We start from the raw sequence: 19,304 nt of genomic DNA, 5'->3' as shown, positions 1-19,304 counted from the left end.
ACAAGGCGGGGCCGGAAAAATCCCGCCCCGCCTTTATGCGTTTTGGAAGTTCGGTTTTAGTCCTCTTCCTTGCGGCGCACCACGCTTAGCACGGCCACGCCTGCCATGGCGCACACCAGAGTGGCCATGGGCACAATCAGGTTGCTCTCGTCGCCGGTGCCGGGGACGGAACCGTCAGGCTTGGTGTTGCCCCCGGTCTGGGAACCGTCGCCGGTACCGCTGCCGCCGCCCTGGGAGCCGCCGTCACCACCGGGATTGGGGGTGGGCTCGGTGTCTTCCTTGGTCCAGTGGGCGTACAGGGTCAGGTCAGCGTCCACAGGGGTGTTGAAGTCGTAGGCCTGGGTGCCGTCCTCGTCCATAAACCAGCCGTCGAAGGTGTAACCCTCCCGCACGGGGTCCTGGGGCTTGGACACGCAGCTGCCCTCGGCCACTTCCACCAGCTTGTAGATGTTGCCGGTGTCGTCCACGAACTTCACCTGATACATGTTACCGGTGACCTTGACCACGCAGTAGCTGGTGACCTGGTTGTCGGCCACGCTCTCCACCTTCAGGTAGGCATAGCCCTCCTTGTGGGCGGTGACCACACCGTTTTCATCCACAGAGGCCACATCGGGGTTGAAGCTGATGTAGCGCACCTGGGCATCCTCGGCCAGAGTGGGCTCGGGGCTCAGAGTGGCGGTGAGGGTCTGGCTCTGGCCAGCCTCCAGGTCCATTCTGTGGGTGTCCAAATCCAAGGTATCAGCCATCACGCCCTGGCATACCACGGCGAAATTGACGGAGTACTGGCCGTCCTTGGTGGTGGCGGTGATGTAGCTCACGCCGGGCTCGGAGGGGGTGTACAGAGCCGCATTGATCTCCTGGCCCCAGTTGTCCTCTACCGTACCCTGAGTCAGCTCGCCGTTGCCGGAAGTGACGGTCCAGTCAAAGGGACCATACAGGGAATCGGGACGGGTCCAGGTCTGGCCGGACATGGTGCCAGCCTCAGCGCCCTGGGATTCCACACCCTCTGCCTTGATTACCAGGTTGTTGTTGGCACCGTTGGGGGCGTAATTGACGTGGAGCACGCCGGTCTCGGGGTCATAGTCATAGGCATGGTACCAGCTGTAGTTGACGATTTCCACATCGTAGGTGGAGCCGTCGGCGTAGTTGTACCGGGTGTACAGGTGGATTTCCTCGGGCAGCTCATATCCCTCTTCGTTGACCAGGGTGCCATCATAGGTACCGCCCACATAGTAGAAGTCGGGTCCGTCCAGCTGCAGACCGGTGAGCTCGGTGAGCACTTCACTGGTCTCGTGGAGCTTGTTCTGGCGATACTTGGCCACCAGCTCGGCGGTCTGGCCCTGATCCACGTATACCACCTGGTCGCCCATGGCCATGTCAGAGACCAGGTCGTCCTGATCGGAAGTGGTGTAGATGTCGTCCCAGTTGATGTCCATGGAACGGGTGACACCGTTGAGGGTCACATCCAGGCGGCCGTTGCCCTCGGGCAGCTCCAGGCCCTCCTGAGAGGTGGACACGGTGAGGTAGAGCACGCCGGAGAGTCCATCGCTGGTGTACTGGTCCACATCAACGAGACCCTCAGCATAGTCCTCGGCGTAGTCCTCATCCTCCCACACCGTCCAGCGAATCTCGGAGAGATCCACATTGGCGGGCTGGAGGTTTTCCACCTTCACCACCACCTGGCCGTCGGGCTTCAGGCCGTCAAAGCTCTGGATGGATAGGTCGAAGTCTTCCACCACGGTGGGCACTTCCTCCACCGCCACCACGCAGGTAGCGCTGGCGTCGCCCTTGGCCACGGTGATCACGGCCTGGCCGGGAGCCACCGCAGTGACATGGCCGTAATCGTCAACGGTGACCACCTCGGGGTTGCTGGAGGTACGGGTCATAGCGCCCTCCTGGTCGGTGTTGTCGATGACACTCAGGTCGAAGGTGCTGCCGGGATGGAGCAGAGCGGAGGTCTGAGACAGCACCAGGCCCTGGGTGGAATCCACGGTGATGGCATAGCTGCGGTCATTGGCGCCGTAGTCGCCGCAGGACACCAGCACGTTGCCGGTCCACTCGAAGTCATAGTAGCTGTTCTCGCCGGGATAGCTCTCAACGGTGTGGGCGTACTCGGTGACGTCCACGGTGAAGGTGTGGGTCTTCACGGCGGGGTCATAGAAGTTCTCCACCAGGAAGGCGTTGGTGGCATCCACGCCCACCTCGGAGTAGTTGGGATCGCCGTAGCCGTCCTTATAGGTACGGACCACATAGGGGGAGACCTCGATATTGGCCAGAGAGCCGTCCTCGTCATAGACGGTGCCGGTCATGTAGGTGCGGCCATTCTTCTCGTAGATGGAGACGGTGTTGTTCTCCAGCTCGGGGGCCACGGTGTCCACGGTGACGGAGAAGGAGATCACGTCGCCGGTCATGTCCATCTCATGGCCGTTGAAGGTGGGAGTGAGCTCCCCAGCGGCCACGGCGTCAAAGTTGGTGATGTCATAGCCCACTTCCTCGTTGTACACCTTGTCGCCGTAGTCACCCTCGCCGTAGGCGATGATCTCATACTTGCACTGGGTGCCGCTGGGCAGGACGTTGCCCTCCTGGTCGGTGCCGTCCCAGGTGGGAATGAGGCCGTAGTACATGGCACTCTGGGGAATGGCGGTGGCGTAAGAGGCGTTGTACAGGGTACGGGTGATGTAAGAGTTCCAGTCGGCAAAGTACACCTCACCGGTCTCGGCATCGGTGACCCGCACCACAATCATCTTGGCATCACGGAGCTGATAGAGAATGTAGTCGTCGATGCGGTCGAAGTACTCGTCTCCGTTGGGCGAGATGGTGATGTTCTCCTCGTGATAGAGGGTCTGGTTCATGACAGCGTCGGAGTCAAAGGGATTCTGGCCCAGGTCCAGGTAGCCGACGATCCCCCCGGAGCTCCAGTTGATCATGGTGCAGCCCATCAGGGACACGCCCCAGGTGGACTCGTTGTTCATCACGTTCTCGCCGTCCTCGGCCTCGTCGGTCCAGTCGCCCTGGTCAAAGATGGGGGCGGCAGTCCAGTCGCCGTAGAAGGCCAGCATGGGCAGGCCCAGGGTAGGAGCGGTGCCGGCGGTGTCGGTGAGGGAGACAAAGCCCTCCACATACACGCCGTTTTCAAACAGCTGGTCCAGCTGGGCCTTCTCACTGTCGGTGAGGGTCACAGTCTTGGAGAAGGTGACGGTCTGGCCCGCCTCCACGGTGACCTGGCCCAGCTCCACAGTCTTGATGACCACGTCCTGGTGCATCATGGTGTCCCGCTCACCCCAGGCGCTGTCCACCGTCTCGGTGGCAGGGCGCATGAGGGTGATGGCCACATTGTAGGTCACGGCCTTGTCGGAAATGTTGTGTACATCAAAGGTGATGTCGTAGCTGCCGGTGCGGTCGGGGTCGTCCAACAGCTCCAGCTTGCCCACGTTCTGACCGTCCACGGTGACGTAGGCAGGGGTCTCCACGGCGGCGGTGGCGTTGACCAGACCGGCGCCCTGCTGACGGGGAGAGTAGTACACGCCATTGGTATCGGTCTGAGGCACGGCGGTGCTCACCAGCAGCTGGTTGACGATGTCGCCCACCTCACCGGGCTCCTTGCCGGCAAAGGCTGCGCTGGACTGCACGTACTGGCGCACCAGAGTGGCAATACCGGTCATGTGGGGGGCGGCCATGGAGGTACCGCTCATCATGCCGTAGCTGCCGGTGTAGCCCTGGTCGGCGGTGTTCAGCTGGTCAATGATGGTGGACCAGATGTTGCCGCCGGGGGCGGTGATCTCAGGCTTCAGCTCCAGGCTGGGACCGGCGCCCCAGGAGGAGAAGGTGGACATCTGACCATCGGTGGGGCTCTCCACGGCCTTGTCTGCGTCGGGAACCACGATGTTCACGGACTGACCTGCCTTGAGGGCAGCCTCCATGGCAGCGCCGTCCTGGCCGTTGATAAAGGCGCTGGTGAGGCTGGTGTTCTCCACGCTGATGTTGATCAGTTCCGTGGCATTGGGATCGCTGTCATAGATCAGCACGCCCAGAATGCCCCGTTTCTCTCCGTTGACCACAGTGGAGAAGGACTGGGCGTTGGTGACCTTATCGGCAAAGGACAGGTCGCCGCGCTTGACCAGGGCAAAGCCGGTCTTGCCATTTTGATTGGAGTACTCATTGTACCAGCCCACGGCGTTGTAGTCGCTCCAGGTACCGGTGCCCTCTACCAGGTAGACGGGGTACTCCTTGCCGTCGGCGAAGGTGGCCTTCATGGCCACGGTCCAGGGGTCGGTGTAGGAGATCTCCCGCACTTCCCCGTCCTCGTTGGTCCAGGTCAGGTAGGACTGTACCTGGATGGAGTTCTCCAGAGAGGCAATGCTCAGGTTGGAGTCGTAAATGGCAGGAGAGGACATCATAGCGGTGTCCACGTTGGAGGTCAGGGGGTTGTCCCCATAGTTGTTGCTGGCAGAGGAGTAGCTGCTGTTGCCGGCGGAGGTCATGAGCACGATGCCAGCGGCCTCAATCTTGGCATACAGCTCGTTCTGCATGGTGTCATCGTCGGCAAAGCCGTTGTCAGAACCCAAGCTCAGGTTGATGACATCGGCGCCCAAGGCCAGAGCATCCTCCAGAGCGTTGAGGGTCACAGACTGCTGGGCGCCGCCGTCCTGATCGGGGAACACCTTCATCATCATGATCTGGGCATCGGGGGCCACGCCGGAGAAAATGACCTCGCCCTCGCTGGTCTCGGCATAGCCCGCCACCGTACCGGAGACGTGGGTGCCGTGGTCGCTGGAGGTGGGCAGGACGTTGATGTCGCCGTCTGCGTAGTCACAGGCGTAGGGCACCTTGAGGTTCTTATAAAGACCGTTGTAGTCCCACACGATCACGCCGCCATCGGCACCCGTGGTGGAGTTGAGCTGGTTGTCCTCCAGGAAGGCAGCCAGGCTCTCAGAGGTGTAGCGCAGATTCCAGCCGCTCTCGGCATCGCTGGGGTCGTTTTTAAAGGAGTTGTCGGTGAAGGCCTCGTGGACCCGCACCACGCCGCGGCCCTGGGTGCCATCCTCGTTCTGGGTCACGCCCCACTTCAGGTCCAGGCCGGTGTCCAGCACGGCCACCAGTATACCCTGACCGGTGTAGCCCTGGCTCCAGACACCTTCCACCCCTACCTTATCATAGCTGTAGGAGTACCAGGCCTTGTCCCCGTCCACGGTGCCGCTGGTCTCTTCGGGCCGGTCATACACCAGCTCCACATAGGCCCGCTTGACCCCGTCCAGGTTGCGAATTTCATCCAGAGCGCTGTAGGGCACCCGGATAGCCATGGCATTGACCAGAGTGGCCCACTGGCCTACAATGGTACCAACCGGCTCACCGCTGTTTTCTTCGGTGGCATCGGTCACCGCAGGCTGCTGAGCGGCCAGAGCGGTCACCTGGTCGATGATGCCCTGCTGATCGTCCAGCAGCTGCTGGGTGGTCTGCTGGGCATCGGCGGAGGCCAGGTACTCAGACACCGCCTCACCAGCGCTGGTCTCGTCGCCCACAGAGGCAGCGTAGCTGCTGACCTGGTAGTAATCCATCACAGCAGGAGCTTCCATCTCCACGATGACGGTTACCACCTCATCCTCTGCATATCGGGGCTGGCTGTCGTCCTGGGCGTCCTGGTATTGCACCCGGGACTCGGACTCCACTTCCTGGGCCTGGACCGTGCGCTCATTGGTCTGAGTGCCCTCAGCCCAAGCCTCGCCGGGAAGTGCGCCAGCCAGCATCATGACGGCAAGTAACATTGCCATGCTTTTTCTGACTTTTTCCATTGTTCTTCTCCCTTCTATCTGAATCTCACATACCCCCATTGCCCAAAGGGCTCTGCCATGCTATCATATAGACATCGTTCGTTTTGTACGATAGGCGTATGTCATGGTCAAATGATACCTCCACCCATTCCCTTTGTCAAGAGAAATTGTCAACTCTCCAAAAAATTGTCAACTGCAAGCCCCAGCCAATCTTACCGTATCAGCTGAAACTCCGGGGCAGAAAGGAATTTCTATGATAATTCGACACAAACCAAACCTCATTCTGGAAGCACTGGCCTATCTGGGACGGCGTGCCAGCAACAAAACCTGGGACCAGATGGAGCAGCGCATTCAGCAGCGCAAGGTGCTGCCCAGCCCCGCTCTGTGCCAGGCCCTGGAGCGACTCAAGGCCCTCACCCACCAGCTGGACCGGGTGGTCACTGCCGAGGAAAAGGAAATCCAGGCGCTGTTTGGCAACCTGGAGGGCTTCCCCTACAACACCATCGGCTCCAGCTCTCCCGCCTTCTTCCTCCTCTATCCCCTGCTGGACCGATTTCAGGGGGATTGGGAGGCCTTCTCCCAGCTGGTGGACGGACTGGACCGGGAGGAGGTGGTCTGGGGCATTGCCAGCATCTTCGAGGACGACCTGCCCAACCAGCGCCGGATGGATGCCCAGGTCTTCACCGACCTGGTGCTGGGGCTCAACGCCCCGGACTCCACCAAGGTGGCCCTGCTGGAGCTCTCCCGCAACCACCGGGCGGTGGGAGCGCGGGCCTTGGCGTGCCTGCGCCCCATTGTGGCCCACCTGGAGGAACACCAGGCGCAGCTGGAAGAGCTGGCCGCCCCCTATCTCCAACAGTGCGCCCCCCTGTCCCAGCTGGAGTTTTTCACCCAGCTGTCCCACCTGCGCCCCGCCCCGGAGACCACCTACACCCTTCACCCCTTCCTCTTTGGGGCGGACACTAACCTGACCTTTGACGAGGCCCCCGGCCAGGTGCGCATCTACGGCGGCGTGCTGCGGCGAGAGCTCATGGAGCTGGTCAGCGGCCGCACCTCCGCCCAGGACCAGGTGTGCGAAACCTACCGCCTGTTGGGGGACTCCACCCGGTTTGACATTCTGTGCTATCTGCGGGGACGCACCGCCTATGTGCAGGAGCTGTCCACCCGCTTCTCCCTGAGCCGCAACACCATCCACCACCATATGAATAAGCTCTCTGACTGCGGCCTGGTGCAGTGCACCATCCACGGAAACCGCACCTTTTACACCCTGGACGAAGAACAGGTCCAGCTGTTTTTGGAGCGGCAGGCGGCGCTGTTCGGCAAAAAATGACGCAAAAATGGCGGCCATCCCCGTGGGGGGATGGCCGCCAAACGCATTTTATATCTCAGAACAGGCCGGAGATGACGCCGTTTTCGTCCACGTCGATCTTCTCGGCGGCAGGCACCTTGGGCAGGCCGGGCATGGTCATGATGTCGCCGGTCTGCACCACCACGAAGCCAGCGCCGGCGGACACCTTCACCTTAGACACGGTGATGGTGAAGCCCTCGGGCCGTCCCAGCTGGGTGGCGTCGTCGGACAGGGAGTACTGGGTCTTGGCCATGCACACAGGCAGCTTGTCAAAGCCCATGGCCTCCAGACGGGCCAGCTCCTTGGCAGCGGCTGCGGTGTAGTGCACGCCAGCGCCGCCGTACACCTTCTCCACGATGGCCTGAATCTTGTCCTTCAAGGGCAGGTCCAGGTCGTAGGCGTAGTGGAAGTCCTGGGGCTGGTCGCACAGGCGCAGCACTTCCTCGGCCAGCTCCAGGCCGCCCTCGCCGCCCTTGCCCCACACCTCGGACAGGGCCACATTGACCCCCAGCTCCTGGCAGTGGGTGCGGATGAGGTTCAGCTCGGCCTCGGTGTCATTGGCGAAGCGGTTGATGGCCACCACGGCGGGCAGGCCGAACACACGGGTGATGTTCTCCACGTGCTTGAGCAGGTTGGGCAGGCCACGCTCCAGGGCCTCCAGGTTCTCAGCCCCCAGCTCGGTCTTGGGCACACCGCCGTTGTACTTCAAAGCCTTGACCGTGGCCACGATGACCACGGCGTCGGGGGTGAGCCCGGCGGCCCGGCACTTGATGTCCAGGAACTTCTCAGCGCCCAGATCGGCGCCGAAGCCCGCCTCGGTGACCACGTAGTCGGCCAGCTTCAAAGCGGTGTCGGTGGCAGAGACGGAGTTGCAGCCGTGGGCGATGTTGGCGAAGGGGCCGCCGTGGACCAGAGCGGGGGTGTGCTCCAGGGTCTGCACCAGGTTGGGCTTGATGGCGTCCTTCAAGAGGGCAGCCATGGCACCCTGGGCCTTCAAATCGGCGGCGGTGACGGGCTTGTCATCGTAGGTGTAGCCCACGATCATGCGGCCCAGCCGCTCCTTCAGGTCGGACAGGCCGGTGGCCAGGCACAGCACAGCCATAATCTCGCTGGCCACGGTGATATCGAAGCCGTCCTCCCGGGGCACACCCTGCATCCGGCCACCCAGGCCGTCCACAATGTTGCGCAGCTGGCGGTCGTTCATGTCCACGCAGCGGCGCCAGGTGATCTTCTTCACGTCAATGCCCAGGGCATTGCCCTGCTGAATGTGGTTGTCCAGCATGGCGGCCAGCAGGTTGTTGGCCGCACCGATAGCGTGGAAGTCGCCGGTGAAGTGGAGGTTGATGTCCTCCATGGGCACCACCTGGGCGTAGCCGCCGCCGGCAGCGCCGCCCTTCACGCCGAACACGGGGCCCAAAGAGGGCTCCCGGAGGCAGAGCATCACGTTTTTATCCATGCGGCGCAGGGCATCGGCTAACCCTACCGAGGTGGTGGTCTTGCCCTCTCCGGCGGGGGTGGGGTTGATGGCGGTGACCAGAATCAGCTTGCCCTTCCGGGGCACATTGCGCAACGGGGTGATGTCGATCTTGGCCTTCACCTTGCCGTAATACTCCAGCAGGTTCTCGTCAATCCCGGCCATGGACGCCACCTGTCCGATGGGCAGCATCTGGGCCTCCTGGGCAATTTGAATGTCTGTTTTCATCTTCCATGCTCCTTCCTGCGCCACAAAAACAAAAAAGGGCGCACTGATTTCTCGTGCGCCCAGACGGTCGGCAATACGGCGCACATGGGCGTCGGCTGTACTCCACGTGGTCACTCCACTTCCGTCAGTCATACAGCAGGTTTATCTTACCATGCCCGCCCACACCCGTCAAGGCCTTTCCCCGCTTTGCCCTCCCTTCCCACAGGCTTTACCCGGAGATTACAGGAAGTTATCCACAGCTTCCACAAAGTTTTCAACAACCTCAACCCGTTGTGGTGCAAGGGATTCCAGGTTTTTTCCAAAATTACGCAGGGCCGGAACTGGTAGTTTTCTATTCTGCTAAAGCGAGCATTTCCCCTGCTCTATGCCTAGTATTTCCAACGGTTTTGCTGCGTAGGGGCCGTGGCTTGCCCGGCCCGTGGCTACCCTGGCCTTGCCCTGGGAGATTTGGGAGGGGCAAGCCCCTCCCCTACCCATGCTTGCCCCATCTGCGTATGTCTGGGGATGCACTGCATAAAAGGGCCTGCATTCATCATTTTTCATTTATCATTCTTCATTGTCTTTTTCTATTTAGGCCCAAAAGTGGCCTAAATAGAAAAAGACTGGCCTCCCCGAAGGGAAGCCAGTCTTAAAAAATGCAACTTAGGCCTTCTCAGCCTTGTACTTGGCAATGGCCTCAGTCAGCATGGGGCCAACCTTGAACAGGTCGCCGGTGATGCCGTAGGTAGCCACGTCGAAGATGGGGGCGTTGGCATTCTTGTTCACGGCGATGATGCACTCAGCGTCCTGCATGCCGGACACGTGCTGAATGGCGCCGGAAATGCCCAGGGCCACATAGATCTTGGGGTGAACGGTTTTACCGGTCTGACCAACCTGGTGGTCCACACCGATGTAGCCGTCGTCCACCACGGCACGGGAAGCGCCAACCACGCCGCCCAGGACGTTGGCCAGCTCCTCAGCGATCTCCAGACCACGCTTGGGGTCGGCGCTGATACCACGGCCCACGGAGACAACCACGTCGGCGCCAATCAGGTCCACGGCCTTCTTGGCGGACTTGACGATCTCCACCAGGTCCACGTGAATGTCTTCCTTGGTCAGCTGCACGTCCACCTTCTCCAGGACGGTCTTAGCAGCGGTCTCCTCGTTGTAGGCCTGGGTCTGCATCACGCCGGGACGCACGGTGGACATCTGAGGACGATAGTCGGGGCACACGATGGTGGCCATCAGGTGGCCGCCAAAGGCGGGACGGGTCATCTTCAGGTTGGTGTTCTCCTCGAACTTGGTGTTGTCCACGTCAATGGTGGAGGTGGTCTTCAGGAAGGCCTTGTACTTCTCCACATCCACGTCCAGGTGGGTGCAGTCAGCGGTCAGACCGGTCTTCAGACGGGCAGCCACACGGGGGCCCAGGTCACGGCCGATGTTGGTAGCGCCGATGAGGAAGATCTCGGGCTTCTTGTCCTCCACCAGGTCGCAGATGACCTTGGTGTAGGCATCGGTGGTGTAGTCCTTCAGCAGGGGGTGATCGCAGATGTACACGCGGTCAGCGCCGTAGCCGCCCAGAGCCTTGGCGTAGGTCTCGTTGACCTCGTGGCCCAGCAGCACGCCGCACAGCTCCACGCCCAGATCGTTGGCCAGCTTGCGGCCCTCGCTGAGCAGCTGGTAGCCGGTGCTCAGGATGACGCCGTCGCGCTGCTCGCAGAATACCCACACGCCCTTGAAGGCGGCGGTGTCTTTACTATTGAAAGCCATAATTCAGTGCTCCTTCCCTTAAATGATGTGCTTCTCGCCCAGAATGGACACCAGCTGCTCGCAGGTGGCCTTGTCGGCACCTTCCAGCATGGTGCCAGCGCCCTTGACGGGGGGAGAGAAGGACTTGTACACCTGAGTGGGAGAGCCCTTCAGGCCGACAGTCTCCAACTCCACCATGGGATCGTCCACCAGAGTGTTGAAGTCCAGCACGGTGTAGGGCTTGGAATAGCAATCCATGATGCCAGCCACACGCATGTAACGGGGAGTGTTCAGCTCCTTGATGCAGGTCAGCAGGCAGGGGGTCTGCACCTTGATGGTCATGTAGCCATCCTCCAGCTCGCGGCGAACGGTGAGCTGGCCGTCGGTGTAGTCGATGCCGGTGACATAGGTGACCTGGGGAATGCCCAGCTTCTCAGCGATCTGGGGACCGACCTGAGCGGTGTCACCGTCGATGGCCTGACGGCCACAGAACACGATGTCGTCCTTCTCCACGCCGATCTTGCGGATGGCAGCGGTCAGAGTGGTGGAGGTGGCGAAGGTATCAGCGCCGCCGAACTCACGGGCGGACACCAGCACAGCCTCGTCAGCGCCCATAGCCAGGCACTCACGCAGCATGGACTCCGTGGGAGGGGGACCCATGGAGATGACAACCACCTTGGTATCGGGGTTCTTATCCTTGATCTGGAGGGCGGCCTCCAGAGCGTTCATATCATCGGGGTTGGAGATGGTGGCCATAGCGGCACGGTCCATGGTGCCGTCAGCCTTCACAGCAACCTTGCCGGAGGTGTCGGGCACCTGCTTGACACAGACAATGATTTTCATAATGCGCTCTTCCTCCTCAATTACTTAATGCCCAGGTTGGCAGCGATAACCATACGCTGAACCTCGGAAGTACCCTCGTAGATCTCGGTGATCTTGGCGTCACGCATCATGCGCTCCACGGGGTAATCACGGGTGTAGCCGTAGCCACCGAACAGCTGAACGGCACGACGGGTCACGTCGCTGGCAGCCTCAGCAGCGAAGAGCTTGGCCATGGCGGCGTCCATGGTGTACTTCTCGCCAGCCTGCTTCTTGGCAGCGGCGGAGTAGACCAGGAACTGAGCGGCCTGCATCTTGGTGTGCATCTCAGCCAGCTGGAACTGGGTGTTCTGGAACTGGGAAATGCGGCGACCGAACTGCACGCGCTCCTTGGTGTAGTTGATGGCCTCTTCCACGGCGCCCTCGCCCAGGCCCAGAGCCTGAGCAGCGATGCCGATACGGCCGCCGTCCAGGGTCTTCATGGCGATGGCAAAGCCCTTGCCCTGCTTGCCCAGCAGACGGTCCTTGGGAATGACGCAATCCTCGAAAATCAGCTCGCAGGTGGAGGAGCCGCGGATACCCATCTTCTTCTCGTGCTTACCAACCTTGAAGCCGGGATCGGTGCGCTCCACGATGAAAGCGGAGATCTCCTTGCTCTTGCGGCCGCGCTTGTCCAGCACAGTGCCGGTGACGGCGAAGATGACGAACACGTTGGCGAAGCCAGCGTTGGTGATGAAGATCTTGGAGCCGTTGATGATCCAGTTCTCACCGGACTCATCCAGCACGGCGGTGGTCTGCTGACCCTGAGCGTCGGTACCAGCGCCGGGCTCGGTCAGACCGAAGGCGCCCAGCCACTCACCAGAGCACAGCTTGGGCAGATACTTCATCTTCTGCTCCTCGGTGCCGTTCTCGTAGATGGGAGCGCAGCACAGGCTGGTGTGAGCGGACACGATAACGCCGGTGGTGCCGCAGACCTTGGACAGCTCCTCCACGGCCATGGCGTAGCTCACCACGTCGGCGCCAGCGCCGCCGTACTTCTTGGGGAAGTAGATGCCCATCATGCCCAGCTCAGCCATCTTCTTGACGGTGTTCTCGGGGAACATCTCCTCCTCGTCCACCATGGCAGCCAGAGGCTTGACCTCGTTCTCCGCAAACTCACGGAACAGCTTGCGCATCATTTCTTGTTCTTTGGACAGTTTGAAATCCATGGAATGTTTCCTCCTTATCAGTATGAGACCGGGGGGTGGCATTGCCGCCCCCCGGATGGGAGCAAATTATTTCTTGGTGTAGTCAAAGAAGCCCTTGCCGGTCTTGCGGCCCAGGTGGCCAGCGCGCACCATCTTGCGCATCAGCAGGGAGGCGCGGTACTTGGGATCGTGGGTCTCATTGTACAGAGTGTCCATGATGGCCAGGCACACATCCAGACCCACCAGATCGCCCAGAGCCAGGGGGCCCATGGGGTGGTTGGCGCCCAGCTTCATGGCGGTGTCAATGCCCTCAGCAGTGGCAACGCCGGTGTACAGCAGGTCGCAGGCCTCGTTGATCATGGGGATCAGGATCTTGTTGACCACGAAACCGGGGGCCTCGTTGACCTCCACGGGCTCCTTGCCGATCTCCACGGACAGGTCATAGATGGCCTTGTAGGTCTCGTCGGAGGTGTTGGCGCCGCGGATGACCTCCACCAGCTTCATGACGGTGGCGGGGTTGAAGAAGTGCATGCCGATGAAGCGGTCGGGACGCTTGGTAGCGGCAGCGATGGCGGTGATGGAGATGGAAGAGGTGTTGGAAGCCAGGATGGTCTCGGGCTTGCAGATGGCGTCCAGCTCAGCGAAGATGGACTTCTTGATCTCCAGGTTCTCAATGGCGGCCTCAACCACCAGGTCAGCATCAGCAGCAACGTTCAGGTCGGTGGTGAAGGACATCTTGTCCAGGATGGCCTGCTTGCCAGCCTCGTCCATCTTGCCCTTGGCCACCAGCTTGTCCAGACCCTTGTTCAGACGGGCCTCGGAAGCCTGGATGATCTCGTCCTTAATGTCACGGACCACCACGTCAAAGCCCTTGCGAGCGAAGACCTGGGCGATGTCCAGACCCATGGTGCCGCCACCGATGACTACAACTTTCTTCATGATAAGTTCCTCCTCACTGGAATGACCAGTTTTAATATATGATAAGGGAAATAGCTTACTTGTTCTGGAAGTGCTTCTCAGCTATGTCTCGAAAACGCAAGCGTTTTCTCGAGGAGATTGCAGCCCGCTGCATCGCACTCGCCTTGCTCGCACGTTTGCGGGCTGAGAAGTGTATTTTCTGATGCACATGTCCTCAGAAAATACGGATTTCATTTTCTTTCGCCGTCTGCGGACGGCGAAACTCTGCCGAGGGCTTACCTTCCAAGAGGTGCTTACTTGTTCTGGAAGTTCTTCTCGGCACGCTTGGCCAGGAAGGCGCCCATGCCCGCCCCACCCGGTGTGATACACCGTGCGGGGACCCCATGATTTCACTCAAATCGCCGGAAATCAATTCCGTCGATTTCAAGGTTTTGGCCCAGGCCAAAACACTTGTCGGCGCTAGCGCCGCCCCGCCTTGCGGGGCCCCACGAGTGCATGGGCGAAGAACTTGGTACTTTCTTGAGAGCCCTTACTTGTTCTGGAAGTTCTTCTCGGCGCGCTTGGCCAGGAAGGCGCCCATGCCCTCGTTCTTATCCTCGGTGCCGCAGGTCACGCCGAAGGCCTCAGCCTCGAAAGCGGAGCCGGTGGCGATGTCGGTCTGCATGCCCATACGGATGCAGCGCTTGGACTCGGACACGGCGATGGGGGCGTTGGCGCAGATGGCGTTGGCCAGCTCCAGGGCCTTGTCCATCAGCTCCTCGGGAGCGTACACCTGGGAGACCAGGCCGATCTCCTTGGCCTCGGCAGCGCCGATGACCTTGGCGGTGAGGATCAGCTCCATAGCCTTGGAGATGCCCACGATGCGGGGCAGACGCTGGGTGCCGCCGAAGCCGGGGGTGATGCCCAGGCCCACCTCGGGCTGGCCGAACTTGGCCTTCTCAGAGGCAATGCGGATGTCACAGGCCATGGCCAGCTCGCAGCCGCCGCCCAGAGCGAAACCGTTGATGGCAGCGATGACGGGCTTGGACAGGTTCTCCAGACGCAGGAAGATGGAGCCGCCGTGGACACCGAACTTCTTGCCGTCAATGGCGGAGAAGTTCACCATCTCGCCGATATCAGCACCAGCCACGAAGGAACGGCCAGCGCCAGTGAGCACCACAACACGGACCTCGTCGTCGGCCTCCACCTGGGAGATGGCGGCGTCCAGGTCGCACAGGACCTGAGAGTTCAGGGCGTTGAGGGCCTCGGGACGGTCGATGGTCAGAACGGCCACATTGCCCTGCTTTTCAAACTTCACAAATGACATGTGGATTGCCTCCTTGCAATCAAATTTTACATCCAGACTACCTTTTCTTCATCGAATTTCCATCAAACTGCGGTGGAACGTTATATTTTTAACACGACTTTACAAAAGGCGAGCGGCAGACTTGTCGTTATTTTTTTAACAAATTTGCCGCAAAAAAATCCGGAATGTCGCTTCCTGCCATCCAGTATACTGCTTTCCAGGCCCATTTGCAAGGAATTTTCTTATAATTACCTGTACATTCCAAACGGTATTTTTTCCTATGTTTTTGTGCATAGTGCCCATTTCCAGGGCAAAAAATCGACAGCCTAGGGTCCTAGGCTGCCGATAAAATGGAAAAGTACGCTTCTCCACCTAGATTTACTCTTTTCCTGCTCCCACAAAGAACGCCCGGGTCTGGTCTGCATTGCGGAAAATCTCCTGCTGGAGCTGCTCCAGGGAGTCAAACTTCCGCTCCCCCCGCAGGTGGGTGTGCAGCTCCACCTCCATGGTCTGGCCGTACAGGTCGCCCTCGAAGTCCAGAATCCAGGGCTCCACGGTGACCTGGTTGGAGTCGTCCACCGTGGGGCGCACCCCCACATTGGTCACCGCCAGGTGGGTCCCCCCTGCCACATGCACCCGGGTGGCGTACACCCCGAAGGCGGGCACCAGCACATTGAGGGGCAGTACCAGGTTGGCGGTGGGAATGCCCAGGGTGCGGCCCAGCTGCTTGCCGTGGACCACGGTGCCGCTGATGAGGTGGGGGTGGCCCAAAAATTCACAGGCCCGGTCCATATCCCCCTGGGAGATAAGTCCACGGATGTAGGTGGAGGAGACGGTGATGCCGTCAATCTGCACCGGGGGGATGATGGTACAGCCAATGCCCATCTCCCCGCAGATCTCCCGCAGCCGATCCACGTTGCCCTCTCCCTTGTAGCCGAAGTGGTAGTCGTGGCCCGCCACCACGTGGACGGCCCCCATCTGCTCGGACAGGATGTGGGTGGCAAATTCCCGCCAGGGCATCTCCATCATGGCCCGGTCAAAGGGGAGCACCAGCACCTCGTCGGTGCCGTAGTACCGCTTCATAATGACGGCCCGCTCCTGGTGGGTGTTGATGAGGGGGGTGGGCTCGCCCCGGATGAGGTCCCGGGGGTGGTGGTCGAAGGTGACGGCGGCGGCAATCGCTCCCCGCTGGTCGGCCAGCTCCCGGGCCGTGCGCAGCAGCGCCCCGTGGCCCCGATGTACCCCGTCAAAAAAGCCCAGGGCTATGACTCGTTGTTTCTCTGCCATGATGGTTCTCTCTCCGTTCAAGTGGGTTGAAAAAAGCTTTTGACAATGAGGAGCTTTCCCTGCTCCACCCGTCCCAGGGCCAGGAATTCCTCCTCCGGCCCGTAAATGCGGTAGGTTCCGTCCTCCGCCTCCGGCTGGCACACCTGAGCGCCGTGGCGCACCCGGTCCGCCCCCCGTTTGCCCAGGGTGAGGGCGGGGTAGTCCGCAAAGAGGGAGTCGGTGGGCCGCAGCAGCCCCGCCGGGTCCTCACAGGCCAGCACCTCGGCCAGGGGGTGGGCCTCCTGGAGGGCAAAGCCGCAGGCCATGGTGCGGCGCAAAGAGCTCATGCACCCGCCGCAGCCCAGAGCCGCTCCAATGTCGTGGCACAGGGTGCGCACATAGGTGCCCTTGGAGCACTTCACCCGGATGGTAAACTCGTCGGGGGCGGTCTGCCCCTCCAGGGTGAGAGAGTGAATGGTCACGGGCCGGGCGGGCCGCTCCACCTCTCTCCCCTTCCGGGCCAGCTCATAGAGCTTCTTGCCATTGATCTTAATGGCGGAATACATGGGGGGTACCTGGAGAATGTCCCCGGTGAACTGGGGCAGCACCGCCTTCACCTGCTCGGCCGTCACCGCCACCGGGTGCTCTTCCAAGGTGTTTCCGCTGGTGTCCTGGGTGTCGGTGACCCGGCCCAGCTTCAGCCCTGCCACGTACTCCTTGTCTCCCCGCTCGGCAAATTCCACCCCCCGGGTGGCTCGGCCCACAAACACGGGGAGGACTCCGGTGGCCATGGGGTCCAGGGTCCCGGCGTGTCCAATCCGCCGCTCTCCCAGCACGCCCCGCAGCTTGGCGCACACATCCATGGATGTCCAGTCCTGGGGCTTGTCAATGATGATGATTCCGTTGGGCATCCTGTGTTCCTCCCCGGTTACTTACGGTTTAATTCCTGGTCAATGGCCTGCAAAATGGCGGCCTTGGCCTCCTCCACGCTGCCCATGACGGTACAGCCGGCGGCGGCCTTGTGTCCGCCGCCCCCCAGATGGGCGCACACGGCGCAGGCGTCCAGGTAGTCGGCATTGGTGCGCATGGAGATCTTGCACTCTCCCCGCTTCAGCTCCCGGATGGTGGCGGAGTGGCGCAGCCCCTCCAACTGACCCACAAAGGCGGCGATGTCCTCGGTGTCGTCGTTGGTGGCCCCGGCCTTGGCCATCACGTCCAGGGACAGGGTGGCCACCGCCACGGTATTGTCGTGGCACAGGTAGAGGCCCTGGAGCAGCAGGCTCTCCAGGCGCATCCGGGCCACGGACTTGGTGCGGAAGTGCTTTTTGTTCAGGCGCTTGAAGTCAATGCCCTGCTCCATCAGCCCCGCCGCCACCCGGTGGGTGTGGGGGGTGGTGTTGGCGTAGACAAAGCACCCGGTGTCGGTGGACACGGCCACATAGAGGGGGGTGGCGATGGTCTCGTCCATCACACCCAGGTCCTGGGCGATCTCCCAGAGGATCTCGCCGCAGGCGGCCTTGTCCGCCTCCAGGCAGGTCTCTTTTGCAAAGAACTCCTGGGAGGGATGGTGGTCGATGGCCAGGTCAATGCGCCCCACATAGGGCTGGGCATTGGGGGGCAGCAGCCCCAGGGTGGCCACGTCCACGCTCACCACGGTGTCCGGGGTGTACCCTTCTGGAGCCTGTACCCCTTCCAGATACTCCTGGAACAGGGCGGTGGCGTCCAAGCTGGGGAGCAGCCAGGCGGTCTTGCCCATCTTGCGCAGCAGGTGGCACAGGCCAACACCGCAGCCGATGGTGTCCCCGTCGGGGCGCTTGTGGGACAAAATGAGATAGTTGTCGTGCTCGGTGAGAAACTGAGCCGCTTCCTGGTGGGTCATGTTCCCTCCTCCTCGTCCAGCACGATGTGGGCGTTGGCGGGGTTGGCGGGCTTGACCACGTTGGGGTCCCGGAGCATCTCCAGGATGTGGGCGCCGTGGTCAATGGAGTCGTCCCGCTCGAAGATGAGTTCGGGGGTGTGGCGCAGGTTCAGGGTCCGGCTCAGTTCCCGGCGCAGGTAGCCTCCGGCGGACTTGAGCCCCTTCATCACCCCAGACACCTCGGTCTTGTCCAGCACGGACACGTAGACCTTGGCAAAGTGCAGGTCGGGGGTGGTCTCCACACGGGTCACAGAGATGAGGCCAGTGACCCGGGGGTCCTTCACCGTGGGGATGAGAGCGGACAGCTCCCGCTGAATCTCCTCGTTGATACGTCCCAGGCGATTGCTTGCCATAGTGTTTTCCTCCTTTGGTTACAGGCTCAGACCACAGGTCTCGTCAAAGCCCAGCATCAGGTTCATATTCTGCACCGCAGCCCCGGACGCACCCTTGCCCAGGTTGTCAAAGACGGCAGTGACGGCGGTCTGCCCCTCGTGGCCGTACACCACCAGACGCATGGTGTCCTTTCCGGAGAGGGCATTGGAGTAGATCATGGGCGCGTCCCCGCCCAGGGGGGCCACGCTCACCAGGGCCTGCCCGGCGTAGTGCTCGCACAGGGCCTCATGGGCCAGCTTGGCGTCCACCCAGGGCAGCAGCACCGTGGTGGCCATGCCCTGGGGGTAGTCTCCCACCACAGGGGCAAACACCGGAGCCCGGTCCAGACCGCAGATCTTTTGCATCTCGGGCAGGTGCTTGTGCTGCAAGGTCAGGCCGTAGATGCGGCAGCTATCATAGCATGCCTCCCGTCCCTCCTGCTCATACTCGGCGATCATGCTCTTGCCGCCGCCGGAGTATCCGGTGAGGGAGTAACAGGTCAGGGGGAAGTGGGCGGGAATCACGCCCCGCTGCACCAGGGGGTATACCGAGGCGATGAAGCCGCTGGCGTGACAGCCGGGGTTTGCCACCCGCTTGGAGATGACGATGTTGTTTCGATGGTTCTCGGACAGCTCCGCAAAGCCGTAATCCCAGTCGGGGTTGGTGCGGTGGGCGGTGGAGGCGTCGATGATGCGGGTGTTGGGGTTGTCCACCAGGGCCACCGCCTCTTTTGCCGCCTGGTCGGGCAGGCACAAAAACACCAGGTCAGCGGCGTTCAAGAGCTTTTTTCGCTCCTCCACATCCTTGCGCTTGTCCTCGTCAATGAGCAGCAGCTCAATGTCGCTGCGCTGGGCCAGCCGGTCATAGATTTGCAGGCCGGTGGTGCCCTGTTTGCCGTCAATGTATACTTTGGGCTTCATATTACCACTTCCAGTTTGAAATATGGAATGTGGGGGCAGGCGAGTTGCCGCCCGCCCCCACACAAAAATAGAG

General features: G+C 61.3%; 13 protein-coding genes and 1 riboswitch. Of the genes, 1 reads left to right on the top strand and 12 read right to left on the bottom strand.

Annotation, left to right across the window (positions count from 1 at the left end):
* Window positions 1–56: 56 nt before the first annotated feature.
* Window positions 57–5,789 carry a S8 family serine peptidase gene (locus E0L15_RS03585; protein WP_206020549.1) on the bottom strand — a complete coding sequence of 1,911 codons (5,733 nt, stop codon included), beginning with the start codon at window positions 5,787–5,789 and terminating at the stop codon, window positions 57–59.
* Window positions 5,790–6,021: 232 nt separating this feature from the next.
* Here E0L15_RS03585 and E0L15_RS12525 point away from each other — a divergent pair, with 232 nt between their 5' ends.
* Window positions 6,022–7,098, top strand: a complete 1,077-nt coding sequence (locus tag E0L15_RS12525) for a metalloregulator ArsR/SmtB family transcription factor (RefSeq protein WP_168124571.1) — start codon at window positions 6,022–6,024, stop codon at window positions 7,096–7,098.
* Between the two features lie 55 nt (window positions 7,099–7,153).
* On the opposite strand, the gene E0L15_RS03575 is transcribed toward E0L15_RS12525, so the two are convergent.
* The 11 genes from E0L15_RS03575 to argC all read right to left on the bottom strand — a co-directional run bounded on the left by E0L15_RS03575 (window position 7,154) and on the right by argC (window position 19,231).
* Window positions 7,154–8,818, bottom strand: a complete 1,665-nt coding sequence (locus E0L15_RS03575; protein WP_206020548.1) for a formate--tetrahydrofolate ligase — start codon at window positions 8,816–8,818, stop codon at window positions 7,154–7,156.
* Between the two features lie 50 nt (window positions 8,819–8,868).
* Window positions 8,869–8,960, bottom strand: a riboswitch (ZMP/ZTP riboswitch).
* A gap of 500 nt (window positions 8,961–9,460) precedes the next feature.
* Window positions 9,461–10,567 carry an acryloyl-CoA reductase electron transfer subunit beta gene (acrA, locus tag E0L15_RS03570; RefSeq protein WP_168124569.1) on the bottom strand — a complete coding sequence of 369 codons (1,107 nt, stop codon included), beginning with the start codon at window positions 10,565–10,567 and terminating at the stop codon, window positions 9,461–9,463.
* A gap of 18 nt (window positions 10,568–10,585) precedes the next feature.
* Window positions 10,586–11,389: an electron transfer flavoprotein subunit beta/FixA family protein gene (locus E0L15_RS03565; protein WP_168124568.1), complete on the bottom strand. Its 804-nt coding sequence runs from the start codon at window positions 11,387–11,389 to the stop codon at window positions 10,586–10,588.
* 20 nt (window positions 11,390–11,409) lie between these two features.
* Window positions 11,410–12,573: an acyl-CoA dehydrogenase gene (locus E0L15_RS03560; RefSeq protein WP_087231523.1), complete on the bottom strand. Its 1,164-nt coding sequence runs from the start codon at window positions 12,571–12,573 to the stop codon at window positions 11,410–11,412.
* Window positions 12,574–12,639: 66 nt separating this feature from the next.
* Window positions 12,640–13,491: a 3-hydroxybutyryl-CoA dehydrogenase gene (locus E0L15_RS03555; RefSeq protein WP_168124567.1), complete on the bottom strand. Its 852-nt coding sequence runs from the start codon at window positions 13,489–13,491 to the stop codon at window positions 12,640–12,642.
* A 508-nt stretch (window positions 13,492–13,999) separates the two neighbouring features.
* A complete protein-coding gene (locus E0L15_RS03550; RefSeq protein WP_168124566.1) occupies window positions 14,000–14,776 on the bottom strand; it encodes an enoyl-CoA hydratase-related protein in 777 nt (258 codons plus the stop codon).
* 357 nt (window positions 14,777–15,133) lie between these two features.
* A complete protein-coding gene (locus tag E0L15_RS03545; protein WP_168124565.1) occupies window positions 15,134–16,042 on the bottom strand; it encodes a bifunctional riboflavin kinase/FAD synthetase in 909 nt (302 codons plus the stop codon).
* 17 nt (window positions 16,043–16,059) lie between these two features.
* A complete protein-coding gene (truB, locus tag E0L15_RS03540; protein WP_168124564.1) occupies window positions 16,060–16,932 on the bottom strand; it encodes a tRNA pseudouridine(55) synthase TruB in 873 nt (290 codons plus the stop codon).
* A 17-nt stretch (window positions 16,933–16,949) separates the two neighbouring features.
* The gene (locus tag E0L15_RS03535) at window positions 16,950–17,900 is read right to left on the bottom strand and encodes a DHH family phosphoesterase (RefSeq protein ID WP_168124563.1); all 951 of its coding nucleotides are present in this window, start codon (window positions 17,898–17,900) and stop codon (window positions 16,950–16,952) included.
* A complete protein-coding gene (gene rbfA / locus E0L15_RS03530) occupies window positions 17,897–18,292 on the bottom strand; it encodes a 30S ribosome-binding factor RbfA (protein ID WP_087391987.1) in 396 nt (131 codons plus the stop codon). Before rbfA ends, E0L15_RS03535 begins: the two co-directional genes overlap by 4 nt.
* A gap of 18 nt (window positions 18,293–18,310) precedes the next feature.
* Window positions 18,311–19,231, bottom strand: a complete 921-nt coding sequence (argC, locus tag E0L15_RS03525) for an N-acetyl-gamma-glutamyl-phosphate reductase (protein ID WP_168124562.1) — start codon at window positions 19,229–19,231, stop codon at window positions 18,311–18,313.
* Window positions 19,232–19,304 lie beyond the last annotated feature (73 nt).

The organism is Pseudoflavonifractor sp. SW1122 (assembly GCF_012027765.1).
In the GTDB taxonomy this organism is placed as follows: Bacteria; Bacillota; Clostridia; order Oscillospirales; family Oscillospiraceae; genus Enterenecus; species Enterenecus faecium.
This window is presented reverse-complemented; position numbering and strand designations above follow the sequence as displayed.

Excerpts from the sequence above, each read along its gene's own strand:
- E0L15_RS03555 (WP_168124567.1), bottom strand. The coding sequence starts at position 13,491 with ATGAAGAAAGTTGTAGTCATCGGTGGCGGCACCATGGGTCTGGACATC.
- E0L15_RS03565 (WP_168124568.1), bottom strand. The coding sequence starts at position 11,389 with ATGAAAATCATTGTCTGTGTCAAGCAGGTGCCCGACACCTCCGGCAAG.
- truB (WP_168124564.1), bottom strand. The coding sequence starts at position 16,932 with ATGCCCAACGGAATCATCATCATTGACAAGCCCCAGGACTGGACATCC.
- E0L15_RS03585 (WP_206020549.1), bottom strand. The coding sequence starts at position 5,789 with ATGGAAAAAGTCAGAAAAAGCATGGCAATGTTACTTGCCGTCATGATG.
- E0L15_RS03545 (WP_168124565.1), bottom strand. The coding sequence starts at position 16,042 with ATGGCAGAGAAACAACGAGTCATAGCCCTGGGCTTTTTTGACGGGGTA.
- E0L15_RS03535 (WP_168124563.1), bottom strand. The coding sequence starts at position 17,900 with ATGACCCACCAGGAAGCGGCTCAGTTTCTCACCGAGCACGACAACTAT.
- acrA (WP_168124569.1), bottom strand. The coding sequence starts at position 10,567 with ATGGCTTTCAATAGTAAAGACACCGCCGCCTTCAAGGGCGTGTGGGTA.
- argC (WP_168124562.1), bottom strand. The coding sequence starts at position 19,231 with ATGAAGCCCAAAGTATACATTGACGGCAAACAGGGCACCACCGGCCTG.
- E0L15_RS12525 (WP_168124571.1), top strand. The coding sequence starts at position 6,022 with ATGATAATTCGACACAAACCAAACCTCATTCTGGAAGCACTGGCCTAT.
- rbfA (WP_087391987.1), bottom strand. The coding sequence starts at position 18,292 with ATGGCAAGCAATCGCCTGGGACGTATCAACGAGGAGATTCAGCGGGAG.
- E0L15_RS03560 (WP_087231523.1), bottom strand. The coding sequence starts at position 12,573 with ATGGATTTCAAACTGTCCAAAGAACAAGAAATGATGCGCAAGCTGTTC.
- E0L15_RS03575 (WP_206020548.1), bottom strand. The coding sequence starts at position 8,818 with ATGAAAACAGACATTCAAATTGCCCAGGAGGCCCAGATGCTGCCCATC.
- E0L15_RS03550 (WP_168124566.1), bottom strand. The coding sequence starts at position 14,776 with ATGTCATTTGTGAAGTTTGAAAAGCAGGGCAATGTGGCCGTTCTGACC.